Origin of the sequence: Parafrankia sp. EUN1f, from assembly GCF_000177675.1 — a bacterium.
Lineage (GTDB): Bacteria > Actinomycetota > Actinomycetes > Frankiales > Frankiaceae > Parafrankia.
In genome coordinates this window covers 1-18024 of sequence record NZ_ADGX01000168.1, presented here as the reverse complement: position 1 = coordinate 18024, position 18024 = coordinate 1, and the positions used below count along the sequence as shown (strand labels likewise).

The following is an 18024-nucleotide window of genomic DNA, read 5'->3' as shown; positions in this document are numbered from 1 at the left end:
GCCGTGGTCGGGCACTGCTGGTGGCGCTGCCGGCCATACTGACCGCCGCGAAGCTCAGCACTCCCCTTGCCGCTGCCTGCGGAGCATCAATAGCAGCCGTGGCCGCAGTGTTCGCGGGTGTCTGGAAGGACTCACTCGTCGCGCTTCTGCAGTCCGAAAGCTCCCAGGAAATTTCGATCAGAGACGGCTGCGTGACGATCAACGGGCGTCTACCTCGGGCACGTGAGATAACCGACCCGACTCTGATCGGTGTCCATGCGTCGCGGCATGCCACCGATCCCTCAGGTGTTTCCAATCTACCGCCCTATATCCCGCGCGACATTGACAACGAACTCCGTGGAAGCCTCGCCCCTGGAAAGTTCCTGATTCTCGTCGGAGATTCGACGGCCGGAAAGTCCAGAGCAGCCTACGAGGCGCTTGTGTCCACACTTCCTGATCATTCGATCATCGCCCCGCAGGACAGATCGGTCCTGCCAGCGGCAATTGATCGCGCGACGAGCGTTTCACGCTGCGTGCTCTGGCTCGACAGCCTTGAGAAGTTTCTCGGAGCTGACGGCCTCACTTCAGCCCGCATCACTCGCATGCTGAATGGACCAGGTCACCATCGGGTTGTCATCGCCACGATCCGTGCCTCGGAGCTCGCGCTGTACACCCAGACCGACAACGGTGCCCAGCCAATGGCGCGCGACGTCCTCGATGCCCTCGCGCTTGCCCGGCGAATCGACATCATGCGTCTCTTCAGCGACTCGGAGCGGGCCCGTGCGGCTACCCGTACGTGGGATCCCCGTATCGTGGAGGCCCTTGCACACGCCGAGAAGTTCGGCATTGCCGAATACATAGCCGCCGGCCCTGAACTACTGCATCTCTGGATGGGTTCCAGGGAGGGCGGCAACCATACACGGGGAGCCGCACTGGTCGCGGCCGCAGTCGACTGCCGACGGGCCGGCCTCACGCGGGCGATACCAAAGGATCTCATCGACGGCCTGGTTGAAGAGTACCTCCCGAATCGCGGGGGAATTCGGCAGACCGGAGAGTCAGACCAGGAGGCGTGGAGGTGGGCGATGCGGCCTCGTACCACGACGCCGTTGCTGGCTGCGGTCGATGGTGATGGATTCAACGTGTTCGACTATCTCGTCGATGAGATGGAGAGGCGATCGATCAGCCCGGTCCCGGATGTCACGCTCGTGAGGTCACTCGACCGTGCCGATGCCAGTGATTCGATGAGAGTCGGTGTGATCGCGCGCGGCTTCGGCCGTTATGAAATCGCGTTAGCTGCCTACACGAAGGCTCATCGCATCCGCGTGGCGGAGCTAGGCGAGTCCCACCCCGATACGCTGGCCAGCTGGGGGAATGCGGCCGCAGTCCTCAGAATTCTCGGAAGGCTCACAGAAGCCGAGCGCGAGCACCGGGCTGTGCTCGCAGCCCGGACACGAGTTCTGGGTGCGGACCATCCGTCGACGCTTGCCAACCGGAACAACCTTGCGCTGGTGCTGCACGATCTGGGCCGTGCGGATGAGGCCGAGCAGGAGTTCAGGGCCGTCCTGGCAGCTCGGACCAGGGTGCTGGGCCCGGATCATCCCTCTACCTTGACGAACCGCAACAACCTTGCTTTCGTGTTACACGACCTCGGGCGCATCGACGAGGCCGAACAAGAGCACTGTGCGGTTCTTGTCTCGTATGCTGCCATACTCTCGGCTGACCAGCCGCACTCGGCAACGGGAGCTGTCAACGTTTCGGCTGTGCTCGGTGCGCTCGGTCGCCTCGAGGATGCCGAGGCAGAGCATATGGCCGTCCTGGACACCAGCACGCGAGTGTTCGAGCCTGATCACCCGGATGCGGTGACCAGCAGGGGAAACCCCACGCTCGTGCTTCACGCCGTAGATCGCCTCGATGAGGCCGAGGCGATGCACAGAGCAGTTTACGACGGCTTCACCAGACTGCTGGGCGATGGTCATCCACTGACGCTGACGAGCCGATGCAATCTCGCGGTGGTGCTCCACGCCCTTGGCCGGCTGGCGGAGGCGGAGGCGGAGCATCGCGCAGTCCTCGAAGGATACATCCGCGCGCTTGGGCCCGATCACCCTTCGACGCTTATCAGCCGGGCGAATGTTGCGGTGGTGCTCCTCGCCCTCGGCAAGGCCGACGAAGCGGAGGGAGATTTTCGGCGGATTCTCAGCGGCTTCAGAGAGATGTTGGGCGCCGATCATCCGTCGACCCTCACCAGTCAGAACTACCTCGCCTCAACCCTGCAGTCCCTGGGCCGTGTCGAGGAGGCGGAGGCGGAACACCGCCTGGTCATCGACGGATTCACCCGAGGCCTGGGCCCGCATCATCCGTCCACGCTCACGAGCCGTGGAAATCTTGGCGGTGCGCTGCTGGCACTGAGCCGGCTCGGCGAGGCCGAGGAGGAATACCGCGCTGTGGTGTCCGGCTTTGCCTTGATCAGAGGCGAGGCCCATCCGTCCACGCTGACGAGCCGGTCGAACCTTGCACGGCTGCTGCACGTCGCCGGCCGGCTTGCGGAGGCCGAGGCAGAGTTCGAGAGGGTGCATCAGGGCCTGTCCCGACTCTTTGGCGAAGGTCATCCAAGCACGATCCGATGCAGGAATGCGATCGACGCCGTCCGCGCGGACAGGAGGGCCTCAGCGTGAAAGCCGCATTGCCGTGCGCGTCGTGTCCGCGCCTCGCGGTACCGGGGCCTACGGGGCCCACGTGCCACCACGGGCGTAACTGTGGGCCAGTCCGCCACCGTCCTATCGGACCTGAGCCAGTACGAGAGGTGAGAAGGCGGGCGGGGTTCTGGTGACGGAGACAGCGCCGGCCAGGGCCTCGACGGCACGCGGGAACGTCGACTCGTCGTCGCTGTAGAGCTCGATCAGCGGTTCTCCGGCCCTGACCTCCTCCCCCACCCCGGCGAACCAGCGAAGACCCGCCGCGGGCGCGACCACGTCCTCCTTGCGAGCCCGCCCGGCGCCCAGCCGCCAGGCGGCGACACCCACGGCTCGGGCTTCGAGCCGGCTGAGGAAGCCACTGGCCGGCGCGGGCACGACCTGGGTGAACCCGGGCGTGGGCAGCGCCGCGTCCGGATCACCGCCCTGCGCGGTCACCATCGCGCGCCACACCTCGTGGGCGGCCCCGGAGGCCAGCACCGCCGCCGGGTCCGGTGCCGGCGGGCCCGAAGAGCCCGACGAGCCCGGACCGAGGCCGGCCAGGTCGAGCATGACCCTCGCCAACGCGACCGTGATCTCGACGAGGTCGGCGGGCCCCCCGCCGCGCAGCGTCTCGACGGCCTCGGCCACCTCGGGGCCGTTGCCGGCGGTGCGACCCAGCGGCGTGTCCATCGCCGTGATCAGGGCCTCCGTCCGGACCCCGGCGCGGGTGCCGAGCCGGACCATGGTGCGGGCCAGCTCGTGCGCGTCGTCGACCGAGGTCATGAACGCGCCGCTGCCTACCTTGACGTCCAGCACCAGGGCCGAGGTGCCCTCGGCGATCTTCTTGCTCATGATCGAGGAGGCGATCAGCGGAATCGACTCGACGGTGCCGGTGACATCACGCAGCGCGTAGAGCCGGCGGTCGGCCGGGGCCAGGCCGGCCCCGGCGGCACAGATCACACCGCCGACCTCGGCGAGGACCCGCCGCATCCGCTCGGCGTCGAGATCCGCGCGCCAGCCCGGGATCGCCTCCATCTTGTCGAGAGTGCCGCCGGTGTACCCGAGCCCGCGTCCCGCGGCCTGCGGGACGGCCGCCCCGCACGCCACCACCAGCGGGACGAGCACCAGGGAGACCTTGTCGCCGACGCCTCCGGTCGAGTGCTTGTCCACGGTCGGCCGGGGCAGCCCGGTCAGGTCGAGGCGCTCGCCGCTGGCGATCATCGCGGCGGTCCAGTGATCCAGCTCGTCCTCGGTCATGCCGTGCCAGCACACGGCCATCAGGTAGGCGGCCATCTGCTCGTCGGCGACCCGGCCGCCGGTGTAGCTGTCGAGCAGCCAGGCGATCGCGTCCCCGGGCAACGCGGCACCGTCCCGCTTGGCGCGGATGAGGTCGACCACATCGAAGGCGCTCATGCCACCGGCTCCGTCCCCGGCCCGGCGGCGGACACCATGGCTGTGGGCGGGAGGGCGGCGGGGCCGAAGGCGTCGGGGAGCAGCTCGGCCAGCGTCCGCACCCCACCGGCCGTGGTGACCAACAGCTGCGGGCCGCCGTGCTCGTGGAGCAGCTGGCGGCAACGCCCGCAGGGCGCGAGCGGCGCGCCGGCCGCGTTCACGCACACGAAGGCGACAAGACGCCCGCCACCACTCGCCCGCAGCGCCGACACAAGTCCACATTCGGCACACAGAGTCAGGCCATACGACGCGTTCTCGACGTTGCAGCCGACCACGACACGGCCGTCGTCGACCAGCGCGGCGGCGCCCACCTGAAGGCCCGAGTAGGGCGCATAGGCGTACTGCGCGGCCTTTACGGCCTCGTCGCGCAGCCGTAGCCAGACGCTGTCGTCCACGATCCCCTCCCGGGTTGGTCGGTCTCCTGACCCGGTCGGCACCGTCGCCGAGCCGGGTCGCCGGCGGCCCGGGCCGGATCAGGGCGGCCCGGTCGGGACCCGCCGAGCCGGTCCGCACCGGGCCGCGCCGGGCCCCGACCAGCATGCCCCACTGACGAGAGGTGCACCGGGTGTGATCCCATGGGGATGATGGAGCGCCGAGCGGAGAGGACTGCCGATGCCAGGCGAGCGCCGTGACGCTCCCGATCCAGCCGCTCCACGCGTGCTCATCGGGCGCCGGTACCGGCTCGACGGTGTGATCGGCCGCGGCGGCTTCGGTGTCGTGCACCGCGCGACGGACGAGCTGCTGCGCCGGCAGGTGGCCGTCAAGGAGGTGCTGCTTCCCACCGACGGCAGCGAACAGGAGCGGGAGCTCGCCCGGGAACGGGTGCTGCGCGAGGCTCGCGCCGCCGGCCGGCTGCATCACCCGGGCGCGGTGGCGGTGCTCGACGTCATCTCCGAGGGCGACCTTCCGTGGATCGTGATGGAGCTCGTCGACGGGCAGGCCCTGTCGAAGATCATCGATGAGCGCGGGGCGCTGAGCGTCGCCGAGGTCTGCCGCATCGGGATCAGCCTCGCCTACGCCCTCGAAGCGGCGCATCGGCTGGGAATAGTCCACCGCGACGTCAAGCCGAGCAACGTGCTCGTGACCGGCGATCAGCGGGCACGGCTCACCGACTTCGGCATCGCCGTCAGCCACGGTGACCCCCGGCTGACCAGCACCGGGATGGTGCTGGGCTCACCCGCCTACCTGTCACCCGAGCGCGCCCGCGGCGACGCCGGGACGGCCGCGAGTGACCGTTGGGGGCTGGGCGCCACCCTGTTCACCAGTGTCGAGGGTGCCTCCCCGTTTCCCGGTGGCGATCCGATCGCCGTGCTCGCGGCGGTGGTGCAGGGCCGCCGCCGGCCCTTCCAGGCCGCCGGGCGGCTCGCGCCGGTCATCGACGAGCTGATGGCCCCGAGCCAGGCACATCGCCCAAGCCTGGCCACGGTGCGCGCGCGGATGCGCGAGATCCTGGAGCAGGAGGAGCGCGGCCGCCCGCATCGCACCCGCAGCCGCCCGGCCCGCCCGCCGGTGTCGACCGCCACCCCGCCGCCCCCGGGGGTCGCGGCGACCCCCGCACCACGGCCGGAGCCGGCGCCGACGATGGTCCTCGGGGCATCGGAGGAGACCGTGCTGACCAGCCGGCCGCTGGCCGGCGCCGACGTGCCCCCGCCAGCGGTCGCCGCTCGTGCCGCGACCGGCGCTCCTGGCGCGGCTGGCGCGGCTGGAGGCCCCGCGGTCGCGGGGTCGGAGACGACCGTGCTGCGTCCTCGCGGGGACGGGCCGCCGTCGTCGCCGTCCCGGTTCGCGAGCCGCCTGGAACGGGTCCGTGCGATGGACCGGCTGCGCGCCGCCGCACCCGACCGCAACCGCGATGCGGACAGGACACGCCAGACCGACCGGCTGCGGGGACTCGACCGCATGCGGGCACTCGGCGGCATCCCGGCACGGGTGCAGCAGGCCTCCCAGCAGGCTCCGGCGGCTGACACCGCCAAGGTCGCGGCCACCCCGCCCGCCGCCACGGTGACGGCCACCTCGCCCGACACCACGGCTGTGACCTCCGCGCCGTCCGCCGCACCGGCACCGGCACCTTCCTCGGCGCCCGAGGGCCGCCGCGGGACGCCAGCCACGACGGCCCCGGCCTTCGGTGCGGTTCCCACCGCGAGCGTGGACGCCACAGTCGCCGTGAAGCCGAGGGCCCTCGAACCCAGGCCCGTCGAACCCAGGCCCGTCGTACCCAGGGCCGTCGAAGCCAGGGCCGTCGAAGCCAGGGCCACGGCAGCAGAGGCCACGGCAGCAGAGGCCACGGCATCGCGCCCGGACGCGAGCACGGCCGCCGACACAGCCGCGGCTTCAGCCGGGTCCGTGGCCGGGTCCGCGGCCGTGGCTGGAGCCGCGGCCGGGGAGACGGCCGCGAGCTCCTCCGCGGAAACAGACGCGGCGACACGGACGGGCCCCCGGCGGCGCACTGTGATGCTGGTCGCGACCGCCCTGGTCGTCGTCTGCGCGGTGATCGCCATCCTCGTCGCCCGCGGCGGCGGCACGGACGAGGATTCCAGGTCCGCACCCGCTCCGACCTCGACGGTCGATCCGCGGGCCGCGGCCGTCGCGGCGGGAGACGTCGTCGCGACCGATTCCACCCCGGTCGTTCCGGCGGCCGGCTGGGTCGGCTACACCGACCCGAGCGGGTGGTCGATCGCCTACCCGGCGACGTGGGAAAGCCGGCCGGGCCGCGGAGGCACGGGGAACATGGACTTCGTGGATCCTGAGACTGGTACCTTCATGCGCATCGGAAGTATCGCGACGGCGAACACCTCGGCCATCGAGGACTGGCGCCGGAACGAGGCAAGCTTTCGAGACCAGGTGAGGGACTACCAGCGGGTACGGATCGAACCGGGCGACGGGGCTGACGGTGCGCGGCAGGCCGACTGGGAGTTCACCTACGCCTCCGGTGGTGGGGGGACGGTGCATGTGCTCAACCGTGGCGCAGTGCGAAACGGGCATGGCTACGCTCTGTACTGGCACACGCCCGAGGAGCTGTGGGCGACGAACCAGCCGCTCATGCAACAGCTCTTCTCGACGTTCAGGCCGGCGTCGTGAGTTGCCCGGTGTCCGAATTCCGTCCGCCTGACGAGCGGGGTAGCGCGCGCTCCGACCAATTCGTCTGTCAGACTTGAATCGATGGCCAGATCGGCGAGCGTGCCCCCGGATACCTCTAGGCACGGCACACCGCGCTACGTAGCGCAGCGCTACCGCCTTGACGCCCCCATCGGGCGCGGCGGTGCCGGCGTCGTGTGGCGCGGCGAAGATGAGCTGCTGCAGCGTCCCGTCGCCATCAAGGAAATTCTCGTGCCGATGGCTGGCGCGCAGGCGGAGCGGGATGCGATCCGAGTCCGCGTGCTACGCGAGGCACGGGCGCTGGCCAGGCTGCACAGCCCGGCGATCGTCTCCGTCTTCGACGTCGTCGAGGAGCATGAGCGGCACTGGATCATCATGGAGCTCATCGACGCGGACAGCCTCGGTGACACCATCAAGAACCACGGTCCGCTGCCCTTCGACCAGGTCGCGGCGATCGGTCTCGCGCTGGCCGACGCGCTGGCGGCGGCGCATTCGGCCGGTGTGCTGCACCGTGACGTGAAACCGGGCAACGTGCTGCTCGGGCGGGACAACCGGGTCCGGCTCACCGACTTCGGCATCGCGGCGACCGAGGGCGACGTCACGCTGACCGGCACCGGCGCGCTCGTCGGTTCCCCGGCCTACATCGCACCCGAGCGGGTCCGCGGTTCGTCCGGCACGCCGGCGAGCGATCTGTGGGGCCTGGGCGCGACCCTTTACTCCGCGGTCGAGGGCTGCCCGCCCTTCGAGGGGCCGGAGACCTACGCCGTGCTGAGCGCGGTGGTCGAGGGCCGCCGCCGGCCGTTCCGTCTCGCCGGACCGCTGCGCGGGCTGCTCACCGATCTGCTCGACCGCCCCGCGGAGCTCCGCCCGGACGTCGAGGAGATCCGCCGCCGGCTGACCCCGATCGCGCGTAACGCCACGCCCGTCCCGGCGGTCGTGACGAATCCGCGCAGCCGCCCGGCCGAGCCGTCCGACGACCTGGTCGTCTCCGATGACGGCCTGGAGAACCTGTCCGCTCCGTCCTTCCCGTCCCAGGGGGAGCAGCAGGCGGCTCCGGCCGCGGACATCGGCGTGACCGACCGGCTGCCGGCCGGCCATGAGATCACCCCGGTGCCGTCGGTTCCAGGCCTGCCCGGGGGCGACGACGAGCTGACGGCGGTCGGTCTCTCCCCGGTCAGCGGCCCGAACCCGACCGCGTCCACCGGCCCGCATGACGATCTCACCCAGATCGGGCCGCTGGCACCGGCGCCGGACCTGTTCGACCAGGATGACGCGAACCTGGCCGCCGGCCTGCTGAGCCTGGATCGGGATGCCGCGCGCGATCGCGACCGCGGCGATCGCGACCGCGGCGATCGCGACCGCGGCGATCGCACCGGTCGCGCGCCGGTCTCCCACCGCGCGTCGGCCGCCGGTCGCGGCGACACGGGCCGCGGCGCCGGCTCGGGGCGCCGGCCCCCGCTCGTCGTGATCATCGCCGGCGGGGCGGCGGCCGCCCTGGCGGGTCTCGCGATCCTGCTGACCGTGCTGCTCACCGGCGGCAAGGACCCGGCGCAGGGAACCGACGCCGGCAGCGTCACGCCGTCGCCGTCGGCCACGCCCGCGCAGGGAATCGTCGCTCCGCCCACCGATGAGGCGACCGTCGACCCGACGCCGACGCAGACGCGGTCGACCTACCGGGGCACCACCCGGCGGACGACGACTCCCACCCCGGAGGCGACCCAGTCGCCGATCAACGAGCCGCCGACGGCGACGACCCCACCGGTCAAGGTGTCGCCGCCGTCGACTCCGATCACCACGTCCGCGAGCACGCCGCCGGTTACCCGCAGCCCGGATGCGCCGTCCACGCAGACCGGGGGCCCGACGGGCTCGCCGTCGGCCACCACCCCGCCCGGCTTCTGAGGATCGATCCGGGTCAGGGCTGGCGGCGCGGCATGAGGTCCTGTGCCTGCAGCGTTCTCAGCAGGTCCTCGGGGTTCACGACGATGCGGCCGGTGCAGGCCCGTGGTGCCTCCGCCTCGTCGTACTCGAGCTCGACGGGCAGGCGGTAGAAGGTCGCCAGGTGGCGGGACAGCTCGAGCAGGCGTCCTTCGAGCTCCTGGCTCGTCCGCCAGCGGTCCTCGTCGTGGGGTGTGTCCGCGACCCCCTCCTGCTGGAGGCGGTGGCTGCGGCACAGACCGTCCGGGTCGCTGGCGAGTGCCCGCTTGCCACACCGGTGGACGGCGTAGCCACGGCCACCGCCCATGACTGTCGCGGTGCAACGGTCACGGTCCCGCATGTCGATCGAGCTCCTGTCTCCCCCGCAGCCCGGCGCCTGGCGGCCTGGCCGTCGCCTGCCGGCCCCGAACGTCAGGCTATGAGGCCGTTCCGGGTATTTCCGCAGGTCAGGGGCTGAATTCACCACACCGTCACAGACCAGCACGGAGACGACCGAACCCGTCCCGGACGACCACCGCGGGCTCATCTCAACGTGACCGGCCCCGCCGAACCGGCGGACCGCCGCGACCGGCGCCGGACACGACGATCACTTGACATACCGTGGCAACAACCATCAACATAGGTAAGCCTCACTTAAGCAGGGGTTTCCTTCCTTCTGCCGCTTCCCTCGCGCACCAGGAACCACCGGATCGGCCAGGCCGTCTCCAGGGCCGCGTTGACCGCTCCAGGGCCGTGTCGACGTCGTGACGTTGCGGCGCGCCCTGCTGTCTGGTCGTCCCGCCGCCTTCAGCCCCGCCGCACCAGCTCTTCCAGCCCCATACCGGACGCCAGGGCCCAGTCCGGCTACCGGCATGCCCTGACGTATCAGCAAGATCCCTGTTCGCAGACCAGAGGAGAAAAACAAGACATGCGGGTCGTAATGTTCGGATACCAGACCTGGGGGCATCGCACGCTGCAGGCTCTTCTCGACTCCCACCACGACGTCGCCCTGGTCGTGACGCACGAGAAGAGCGACCACGCGTACGAGAAGATCTGGGATGACTCGGTGGCCGACCTCGCCACCGAGCACGGCGTTCCCGTGGTGCTTCGCAACCGGCCTGACGACGAGGACCTGCTGTCGCTGCTCAAGGAGACCGATCCCGACGCCATCGTCGCCACCAACTGGCGGACCTGGATTCCGCCGCAGGTCTTCAACCTGCCGCGGCTGGGAACGCTGAACATCCACGACTCGCTGCTGCCCGCCTACGCCGGGTTCGCGCCGTTGATCTGGGCACTGATCAACGGGGAGCCCGAGGTGGGCGTGACGGCGCACATCATGAGCGACGAGCTCGACGCCGGTGACGTCGTCCTGCAGCACCGGGTGCCGGTCGGCCCGCGCGACACCACCACCGACCTGTTCCACCGCACCCTCGCGCTGTTCGGGCCGATGGCGGTGGAGGGCCTGGACCTGATGGCCAGCGGCCGCACCGACTGGGCTCCCCAGGACCGCTCGAAGGCCAGCTTCTTCCACAAGCGCTCGGAGCGGGACAGCCTCATCGACTGGACCTGGACCGCCGAGGAGCTCGACCGGCTGGTGCGCGCCCAGTGCGACCCCTACCCCAACGCGTTCACCTACCGCAACGGTGAGCGCGTCCGCATCGTCTCCGCCGAGGTCTCCAACGGCTACTACGGCGGCACGCCTGGACGGATCTTCATCCGCGAGGGCGACGGCGTGGTCATCGTCGCGGGCGCGCAGGCACGGCATGGACGCAGCCACGGCCTGCTGGTCCGCACCGTGCGCCTGGACGACGGCCGGGAGCTGGCGGCGGCGGACTACTTCACGACGATGGGCGGGTACCTCACCGACCGGGCCTAGGTCTCCGGCAGTGAAACCGGGCGGCACGCGCTTGTATGCGTACCGCCCGGTTTCCGCGTTCATTCGGTGCTGTGCCTACTGGTCCGTGCCGTGTCGACCGGGCACGTCAGCCGGAGGTGCCGGTGACCTTCTCGAGGGTCGGCTCGAACTGCTCGAGCTGCCACGGGATGTTCAGGATGGTCGGGTTGTTGACCGCACCCGCGGTGAACGCGTCCGCCTCATAGGCCCGGCCGTCCACGACCGCCGGGATCTTCTTGTACAGGTCGTTCCCGTGCATCGCGGTGCGCAGGTCGTCGGTGGCGAACCCGATCATCATGAAGTCGGCGTCGAGCTCGCCGATCTTCTCCAGGCTCAGCTCGCGATCGACGACGCTGGCCGTCACCTTCGGCGAGAGCTTCATACCGAGCTGGGCGTAGAGCTGGACGGAGACGGTCTTCGGGTCGTCGATCACCGCGAGGCCGTTCGTGTCGTAGTAGAAGCTGTGGCTGAACGTCTTGTCCTTCAGCCCGGAAAGCTTCGCCGCGGTGTCGGTGATGGTCTTCTCGGTGGCCTCGATCGCCTTGGCGACGTCGGCCTCACGCCCGACCGCCTTGCCGATCGTCGTGCTGACCTCCTGCCAGGTCGCGATGCCGGCCTCGGTCTTGAAGCCCACCGTCGGCGCGATCTCGGAGAGCCGGTCGTAGTAGTCCTCGAGCCCGTAGAAGTTGGTGGCGAGGATGAGGTCGGGCTTCAGCGAGGCGATCTGCTCGAGGTTGAGGTCGCTGCTGGTGTCCAGACCCGTGCTGTCGGCAAGGTCAATCTTGCCGTCGAGCCAGGGGAACTTGCCGTCTTCCTTGTAGGGGTTCGTCGCGTAGGCGATCGGCGTGATGCCGAGCGTCGCCAACGTGTCCTCTTCGTAGCTCAAGGCGATGATTCTCGTCGGCGCCTTGTCAATCGTCGTCGAACCGAACTTGTGCTCGATGGTTACCGGGAAACCGGCGGCCGCCGCTGTATCCGCCCGGGTCGAACCACTGTCGTCGTCATCCCCACAGGCCACCAGCCCGGTCATGACCGCACCGGCAACACACAGTGCTGCCAGTGTGCGCACTATTCCCCGCACTACAGTCCTCAGCCTTCCGCCTTCGCCACGCCAGCGCGACGATTCGCTTGATCGAATAAAACTTTGGTTAGCTTAACCTAAATTGTTGCCGGCACAACAGGTGCGACCGAGGCGAAACGCACCTGGCGCGGGTCAGGGCCGGCCACGAGTTCGCTACCTTCGGGAGCAGGTCCCGGGCAGGCCTCGGCGCGCGTACGTCACGCGCGGCCCGCACCAGAGGGGTCGGCGACGGGAAGGGCTCACTGGTCGAGCCGCTTCCGCAGCTCCCGCTTGTCGATCTTTCCGACGGCGGTGTAGGGGAACCCGTCCACGACCTCGAGCCGGTCGGGAAGCATGAACCGGGCCAGGCCGCGGTCCCGCAGATAGTTCTTGATCTCCTTGAGCCGGGGCGCGCCACCCGGGGCCGCGACGACGACCGCGCAGACGCTCTCCCCGACATCGGGGTCGGGCAGCCCGACGACCGCCACCTGGGCGACCGCGGGATGGGTCTGCAGGTGCTCCTCCAGCTCGCCGGCCGAGACGTTCTCCCCGCCGCGGTTGATCACGTCCTTGACCCGGCCCTCGACCACCAGATGCCCGGTAGGCAGCTGACGCACGAGGTCGCCGGTGCGGAAGAAGCCGTCGGCACCGAAGACGGTCGCGTTGTGCGCCGCGGCCCGGTAGTACCCGCGGATGGTGTAGGGCCCGCGGGTCCACAGCTCGCCGACCTGGCCGGCCGGCACCTCATACCCGGACCCGTCGAGCACCCGGACCTCGTCCGCCTCGGCCAGTGGCCGGCCCTGGGTGGTGAAGACGGTCTCGTCGGGGTCGTCGAGGCGGGTGTAGTTCAGCAGCCCCTCGGCCATCCCGAAGACCTGCTGGACGCCGGCCCCGAGCGTCGGCGTGATCCGCCGGGCGAGGCCCTCGTCGAGCTTGGCGCCGCCCACCTGGAGCAGGCGCAGGCTGGTGGTGTCCGGCCCCTCCCACCCGGCCGCCTCGACCCACAGCCTCGCCAGCGGCGGCACGGCCGCGGTGATCGTCACCCGCTCCCGGCTGATCAGGTCGAAGACGGCGTCCGGGCTGGACGACAGCGCCATCACCGCCGACGCACCCACGGTGAACGCGCCGAGGATCCCCGGGCAGGCCAGCGGGAAGTTGTGCGCGGCCGGCAGCGCGACCAGGTACACGTCGGCGGCGGTGAGCCGGCACACCTCGGCGCTGGCCCGGGCGTTGTAGGCGTAGTCGCGGTGGGTGCGCGGGATCAGCTTCGGCTTGCCGGTCGTCCCGCCGGAGATGAGCAGCACGGCGATGTCGCCCGGATCCAGCCCGGGGACGGTGGCCCCGGCAGCGGTGGCGTCGGCAGCGGTGGCGTCGGCAGCGGTGGCGTCGGCAGCGGTGGCGTCGGAGGAAGGCGCGGCGGCCAGCCGGGCGGAGCGGCCCGCCGCGGCCAGCGCGTCGAGACCCGTGTACGGACCGGGCTCGCCGGCCACCAGGACGTGCCGCACCGACGGCACCGCCTCGGTCACCTGACGGGCCAGCTCCCGGTAGTCGAAACCCTCGAACCGGTCGGCGATGACATACCCGACGGCGCCGGCCAGGCTCGCGAAGTGCTCGATCTCCACCCGCCGGTGGGCGGGCAGCGCGAGGATGCCGATCGCGCCACGGCGCATCAGCGCGAACAGCGTCATCACGAACTCGGCGCGGTTCGGCAGGTGCACCACCAGGTGGTCACCGGGGCCGATGCCGAGCGAGGCGAGCCCCGCGGCGAGGTCGTCCACCGCCTCGTCGAGCTCGGCGTAGCTGATTCGTCGGTCCCCGCAGACCAGCGCGGTGGCCGGCCCGGACCGGCGGGCCCACTCCCGCAGCAGCTCGTCCAGCGTCCGGTCGCCCCAGTAGCCGGCCTCCTGGTACCGCTCGACGAACTCCGCCGGCCACCGGTTCCACCCCGGGTCCGCCGCGCCGTCGCCGGGCTGGCCACCAGGCTGGCCGTCAAGGCGGGCGTCGAGCTGGCCGTCGAGCCGGTTCGTCGTCGACGGGACGGTCACCGTGCACATCCCGGTTCGGCGAGGTCCGGTTCGGCGAGGTACGTCGCCTCGCCGCCGAGCGCGGCGGCCACCTCCGCGTCGGTCATCGCCGCGATCTCCAGGGCGATCGCGGCGACCCGGTCCGCCCGGCCCGGGACGGGGTCGGCCGCCCGGATCCGCTCGGCGAGCGTCGCGACGGTCGGCGCCGCGAACAGGGAGCGGACGGTGACCGCGGCGGTGTCCAGCTCGTCGCGCAGCCGCCGCACCACGGCGGTGGCCAGGACGGAGTCACCGCCCAGCGCGAAGAACTCGTCGGTGACGCCGAACTCCGGCACGCCGAGCACCTCGCGCCAGACGTTGAACACGACCTGTTCGAGATCGCCGCGCGGCGGGGTGTGCTCCCCCGTGCCCGCGCCAAGGGCGTGGCGCACGGCGGCTGTCACCGCCTTGCGGTCGATCTTCCCGTTCGCGGTGAGCGGGAGGCTGTCGAGCGTGACCACCAGGTCGGGCACCATGTGCGGCGGCAGCACTCCGCGCAGGCCCTCCCGCACGGCGGTGGCCAGCTCCGTGCCCGCCAGATCCGTGCCCGCCGGCTCCGCACCCGCCACGTCGGCGGGGACCACGCCGGCTCCGAGCGCGGCGGGGTGGCCGGCGGCGCCCTCGACGAGCACCGCCACGCCGGCCCGCACCTGCTCCAGCGTGTCCAGCGCGGCCTCGACCTCACCGAGCTCGACCCGGAAGCCCCGGATCTTGACCTGGTGGTCGCGTCGGCCCAGGAACTCGACCGTCCCGTCCGGCTGGTAGCGGGCCAGGTCACCGGTGCGGTACCAGCGCAGGCCGCCGTACTCGACGAACCGGTCCGCGGTCCGCTGCGGATCCCCCAGGTACCCGCGGGCGACACCGTCGCCGCCGATCCACAGCTCGCCGGTGACGTGGTCGGGGCAGTCCCGGCCGAGCGGGTCGACAACCCGCAGCCGCACGTTGCGCAGCGGCGTGCCGTACGGCACCGAACGCCACCAGTCGGGCACCGGCTCCGTGCCGACGACCTCGCAGATCGTCGAGTGGATGGCCGTCTCGGTGGTGCCGCCGAGACCGAGGAAGCGGCAGCCGGGCACCGCGGCGTCCAGCCTGCCGGGCAGGTCGACACCGACCCGGTCGCCGCCGAGCAGGACGGCCCGCAGCGTCGGGCCGAGGTCCACCCCGGCGGACAGGACGAGGTCGAGCACGGTGGGAACGCAGTTGAGGATGGTCACCCGGTGATCCCGGACGAGCTCGGCCCACCTGTGCGCCTCCCGGCGCGACTCCTCGTCGAGCAGCACCACCGCACCGCCGACCGACAGCGGCGCGAACAGGTCGAACACCGACAGGTCGAAGTCGAGGGCCGACACCGCCAGCGTGCGGTCGTCGGCACCGAGGCCGAGCCGGTCGATCAGGTCCTCGATGGTGTTCGCCGCGGCCCGGTGCCCGACCTCGACCCCCTTGGGCTGGCCGGTCGACCCGGACGTGAACAGCACATAGGCGGGCCGGTCCAGCCCGCCGAGCTCCGCGGGCGCCAGCAGATCCGGCACCGGCAGCGGCTGCGACTGCGACTGCGACTGCGACTGCGCGGCCCAGCCTGGTCGCGCGGCCTGGTCGGGGGCGATCTGGACGACGCCGGCGGGGACCCCGTCGCGCGGTGCCTCGGTGATCAGGACGCCGAAGCCGGCGGCGGTGGCGATGCGCTCCACCCGGGTGGGCGGCTGCTCGACGCCGACCGGCACGTACGTCGCGCCCGCGGCCAGCACGCCGAGCACGGCGACCACCTGGGACGGCCCCTTGGGCAGGCTGACGCCGACCAGGTCACCGCGGCGCACGCCGTGACCGACCAGCGCGCCGGCCAGGCTCAGCGCCTGGCGCCGCAGCTCGCCGTAGCTGAGCTCGCCCCGGCCGGGCCCGCCTGCGGTGTCGTCCCACACCAGTGCGGGCGCGTCGGGGGCGCAGACCGCCCGCTCGAAGAACCCCTCGTGCAGCAGCCGGGTCGGCACCCGCCCCGCCGTCTCGTTCACCGCCCGGCGGATCTCACCGGTCGCCGCGGGCAGCAGGCCGTCGACGGGGACGTCCCAGGCCTCCCCGGCCGTGGCGAGATCCCGGACGAGACGTTCGAAGGCACCGAACATCCCGTCGACGGCACCGGCCGGGAACTCGTCCTCACGGACGTCCCAGTTGATCAGCAGGCCGCCGTCGATCTCGGTGACCTGCGCGTCCAGGAGCACCTGCGGGCCCTGCGAGATGATCCAGACCGGGTCGCCGAAGATGCGGCGCACACCGGCGTCGAACAGTTCGCCGAGCCCGAGGGCACTGGTGAACACGACCGGCGCGAGCACCTGCTCACCGGTGCGGCGGGTCAGGTCGCGCAGCACCTCGACGCCCGAGTACTCGGCGTGCGCGGCGTCGGCGTGCAGCCGCGCCTGGATCTGGCGCACCCGGGCCGCGAACGGCAGGTCCTCGGTGACGTCGACCTCCAGCAGGACCGAGCTGGTGAAGTCGCCGACGACCTGGTTGATGTCGGGGTGGACCGGCTCCCGGTCGAACATCGGGACGTTGAGGACGAACCTCGACTCGGTGCTCCACCCAGCGAGGACCTCGGCGAACGCGGTGGCCACGGCCATCGCCGGGGTGACGCCCCGGCTGTGCGCGGATGCGCGCAGGGCGTCCCGGGACGCCGGCGGGAGGACGAAGTGGCGCCGTGCCACCGACGGCCGTCCCCGCGTGCCGGCGGCATCGGCGACCCGGGGCAGGCCGGGGCGCCGGGCAGGCTCGGCAGCCGGCCCTGCCACCACTCGGCCGCCGCTCGGGCTGCGGCGGTGCGCTCGGCCGCCCGCGCGGCGCGGTACTCGCGGTAGCTGTAAACCAGCGGTGGGAGAACCTCCCGCGGCCGATCGTAGAAACGGGCGAGGTCGGCCAGCAGGACACGGAAGCTCACCGCGTCGGCGGCGACCATGTCGACGTCCAGGTGCAGCCGGGTGCGCCCCGCGGGCAGCAGGCTCAGCGCGGTCGCGAAGACCTCCCCGGACTCGATGTCGAGCATCTCGTGCGACATCCGGTCCCGGATCTCGTCGAGGCGGGCCCGCACCGTCGGCTCGTCGAGGGCACGCAGGTCGTGGACGGTGAGCCCACGCCAGCCCGAACGCTCCTCGACGATCTGGGCACCGTTGTCGGTGACCCGCACACGGAGCATGTCGTGCCGGGCCACCAGCCGCTCGATGGCGCCGCGCAGCCGGTCGGGGTCGACGTCCTGGCCGTCGAACTCGGTGAACAGGTGCGCGGCGACCTCGCCGAGCGGCTGGCCGCCGTCCCGGCCGACCCAGTAGGCGTGCTGCATGAGCGCGAGCGGAAACTCGGCGTCGTCGGCGTCCGTGTCGGCGTCGTCGGTGTCGAGGCTGAGGTCGACGCCGGGTTCGAGGCCGGGCTCGAGCCCGGCGTCGGCGGCGGTGTCGCCGTCCACCCCGGCCGCGGCTTCGGCAGGCTCCCCGACGGGGCCCGGCGAAACCGCCGCGACGGGCTCACCGGCAGGCGGCAGCCCGGCAGGCGTGATCCCGGCAGGCGGCGTCGTCAGGGCGGAGGGCGCGCCGGCGGGAGGTGCGTCCGGCGCCGGGGCGCTGGGCATCCGGGCGGAGAGGATCTTGAACCAGCCGTCCACGGTCGGGTTCTCGGCGAGCTCGCCGAACGAGACCGCGACCCCGGCCTGCCGCCAGCGTCCGACCGCCTTCATCAGGGCGATGGACTCCAGTCCGAGCTCGAACAGGTTCGCCTCGTAGCCGACGTCCTCGGGCTCCTCGTCGAGCATCTGCGCCACGATCGCGCGGACCGCGTCGATGTCCTGGGCCAGCGCAGGCCCGGCGACCGCCGCGGCGGCCACGGCCCGCGGAGCCGGCGCGGCCCGCGGAGCCGGCG

General features: G+C 71.7%; 10 protein-coding genes and 1 pseudogene. 4 read left to right on the top strand and 7 right to left on the bottom strand.

Annotated elements, in window-relative coordinates; all coding sequences use genetic code 11:
• The coding region (locus FREUN1FDRAFT_RS40360) for a tetratricopeptide repeat protein (RefSeq protein WP_006544537.1) at positions 1–2651 on the top strand (2651 nt) is incomplete at its 5' end.
• A gap of 102 nt (positions 2652–2753) precedes the next feature.
• Here FREUN1FDRAFT_RS40360 and FREUN1FDRAFT_RS32260 read toward each other — a convergent pair.
• Both FREUN1FDRAFT_RS32260 and FREUN1FDRAFT_RS32255 read right to left on the bottom strand, forming a co-directional pair.
• On the bottom strand, positions 2754–4064 hold the full coding sequence (locus FREUN1FDRAFT_RS32260) for a thymidine phosphorylase (RefSeq protein ID WP_006544536.1): 1311 nt from the start codon (positions 4062–4064) through the stop codon (positions 2754–2756).
• The gene (locus FREUN1FDRAFT_RS32255) at positions 4061–4498 is read right to left on the bottom strand and encodes a cytidine deaminase (RefSeq protein ID WP_006544535.1); all 438 of its coding nucleotides are present in this window, start codon (positions 4496–4498) and stop codon (positions 4061–4063) included. Before FREUN1FDRAFT_RS32255 ends, FREUN1FDRAFT_RS32260 begins: the two co-directional genes overlap by 4 nt.
• 217 nt (positions 4499–4715) lie before the next feature.
• Between FREUN1FDRAFT_RS32255 and FREUN1FDRAFT_RS32250 the strand changes: the two genes are divergently transcribed.
• Positions 4716–7181, top strand: coding sequence for a serine/threonine-protein kinase (locus FREUN1FDRAFT_RS32250; RefSeq protein WP_006544534.1), 2466 nt, complete (start codon positions 4716–4718; stop codon positions 7179–7181).
• An 81-nt stretch (positions 7182–7262) separates the two neighbouring features.
• A complete protein-coding gene (locus FREUN1FDRAFT_RS32245) occupies positions 7263–9098 on the top strand; it encodes a serine/threonine-protein kinase (RefSeq protein WP_006544533.1) in 1836 nt (611 codons plus the stop codon).
• Between the two features lie 13 nt (positions 9099–9111).
• On the opposite strand, the gene FREUN1FDRAFT_RS32240 is transcribed toward FREUN1FDRAFT_RS32245, so the two are convergent.
• Positions 9112–9474, bottom strand: a complete 363-nt coding sequence (locus tag FREUN1FDRAFT_RS32240) for a hypothetical protein (RefSeq protein WP_006544532.1) — start codon at positions 9472–9474, stop codon at positions 9112–9114.
• A gap of 567 nt (positions 9475–10041) precedes the next feature.
• On the opposite strand from FREUN1FDRAFT_RS32240, the gene FREUN1FDRAFT_RS32235 reads away from it, so the two are divergent.
• On the top strand, positions 10042–10989 hold the full coding sequence (locus FREUN1FDRAFT_RS32235) for a methionyl-tRNA formyltransferase (RefSeq protein WP_006544531.1): 948 nt from the start codon (positions 10042–10044) through the stop codon (positions 10987–10989).
• Positions 10990–11095: 106 nt separating this feature from the next.
• Here FREUN1FDRAFT_RS32235 and FREUN1FDRAFT_RS32230 read toward each other — a convergent pair whose 3' ends face one another.
• The 4 genes and pseudogenes from FREUN1FDRAFT_RS32230 to FREUN1FDRAFT_RS47570 all read right to left on the bottom strand — a co-directional run.
• Positions 11096–12037, bottom strand: coding sequence for an iron-siderophore ABC transporter substrate-binding protein (locus FREUN1FDRAFT_RS32230; RefSeq protein WP_157475676.1), 942 nt, complete (start codon positions 12035–12037; stop codon positions 11096–11098).
• A gap of 290 nt (positions 12038–12327) precedes the next feature.
• On the bottom strand, positions 12328–14121 hold the full coding sequence (locus tag FREUN1FDRAFT_RS32225; protein ID WP_006544529.1) for a (2,3-dihydroxybenzoyl)adenylate synthase: 1794 nt from the start codon (positions 14119–14121) through the stop codon (positions 12328–12330).
• A complete protein-coding gene (locus tag FREUN1FDRAFT_RS47025; RefSeq protein WP_255348246.1) occupies positions 14109–16823 on the bottom strand; it encodes an amino acid adenylation domain-containing protein in 2715 nt (904 codons plus the stop codon). The genes FREUN1FDRAFT_RS32225 and FREUN1FDRAFT_RS47025 overlap by 13 nt, the downstream gene beginning before the upstream one ends.
• Positions 16824–16945: 122 nt before the next feature.
• Positions 16946–17917, bottom strand: a pseudogene (locus FREUN1FDRAFT_RS47570) (condensation domain-containing protein); the annotation flags it as partial.
• Positions 17918–18024: the final 107 nt, after the last annotated feature.

Coding starts and splice junctions, on each gene's coding strand:
- FREUN1FDRAFT_RS32260 (WP_006544536.1), bottom strand. CDS start 4,064: ATGAGCGCCTTCGATGTGGTCGACCTCATCCGCGCCAAGCGGGACGGT.
- FREUN1FDRAFT_RS32250 (WP_006544534.1), top strand. CDS start 4,716: ATGCCAGGCGAGCGCCGTGACGCTCCCGATCCAGCCGCTCCACGCGTG.
- FREUN1FDRAFT_RS32245 (WP_006544533.1), top strand. CDS start 7,263: ATGGCCAGATCGGCGAGCGTGCCCCCGGATACCTCTAGGCACGGCACA.
- FREUN1FDRAFT_RS32240 (WP_006544532.1), bottom strand. CDS start 9,474: ATGCGGGACCGTGACCGTTGCACCGCGACAGTCATGGGCGGTGGCCGT.
- FREUN1FDRAFT_RS32235 (WP_006544531.1), top strand. CDS start 10,042: ATGCGGGTCGTAATGTTCGGATACCAGACCTGGGGGCATCGCACGCTG.
- FREUN1FDRAFT_RS32230 (WP_157475676.1), bottom strand. CDS start 12,037: ATGACCGGGCTGGTGGCCTGTGGGGATGACGACGACAGTGGTTCGACC.
- FREUN1FDRAFT_RS32225 (WP_006544529.1), bottom strand. CDS start 14,121: ATGTGCACGGTGACCGTCCCGTCGACGACGAACCGGCTCGACGGCCAG.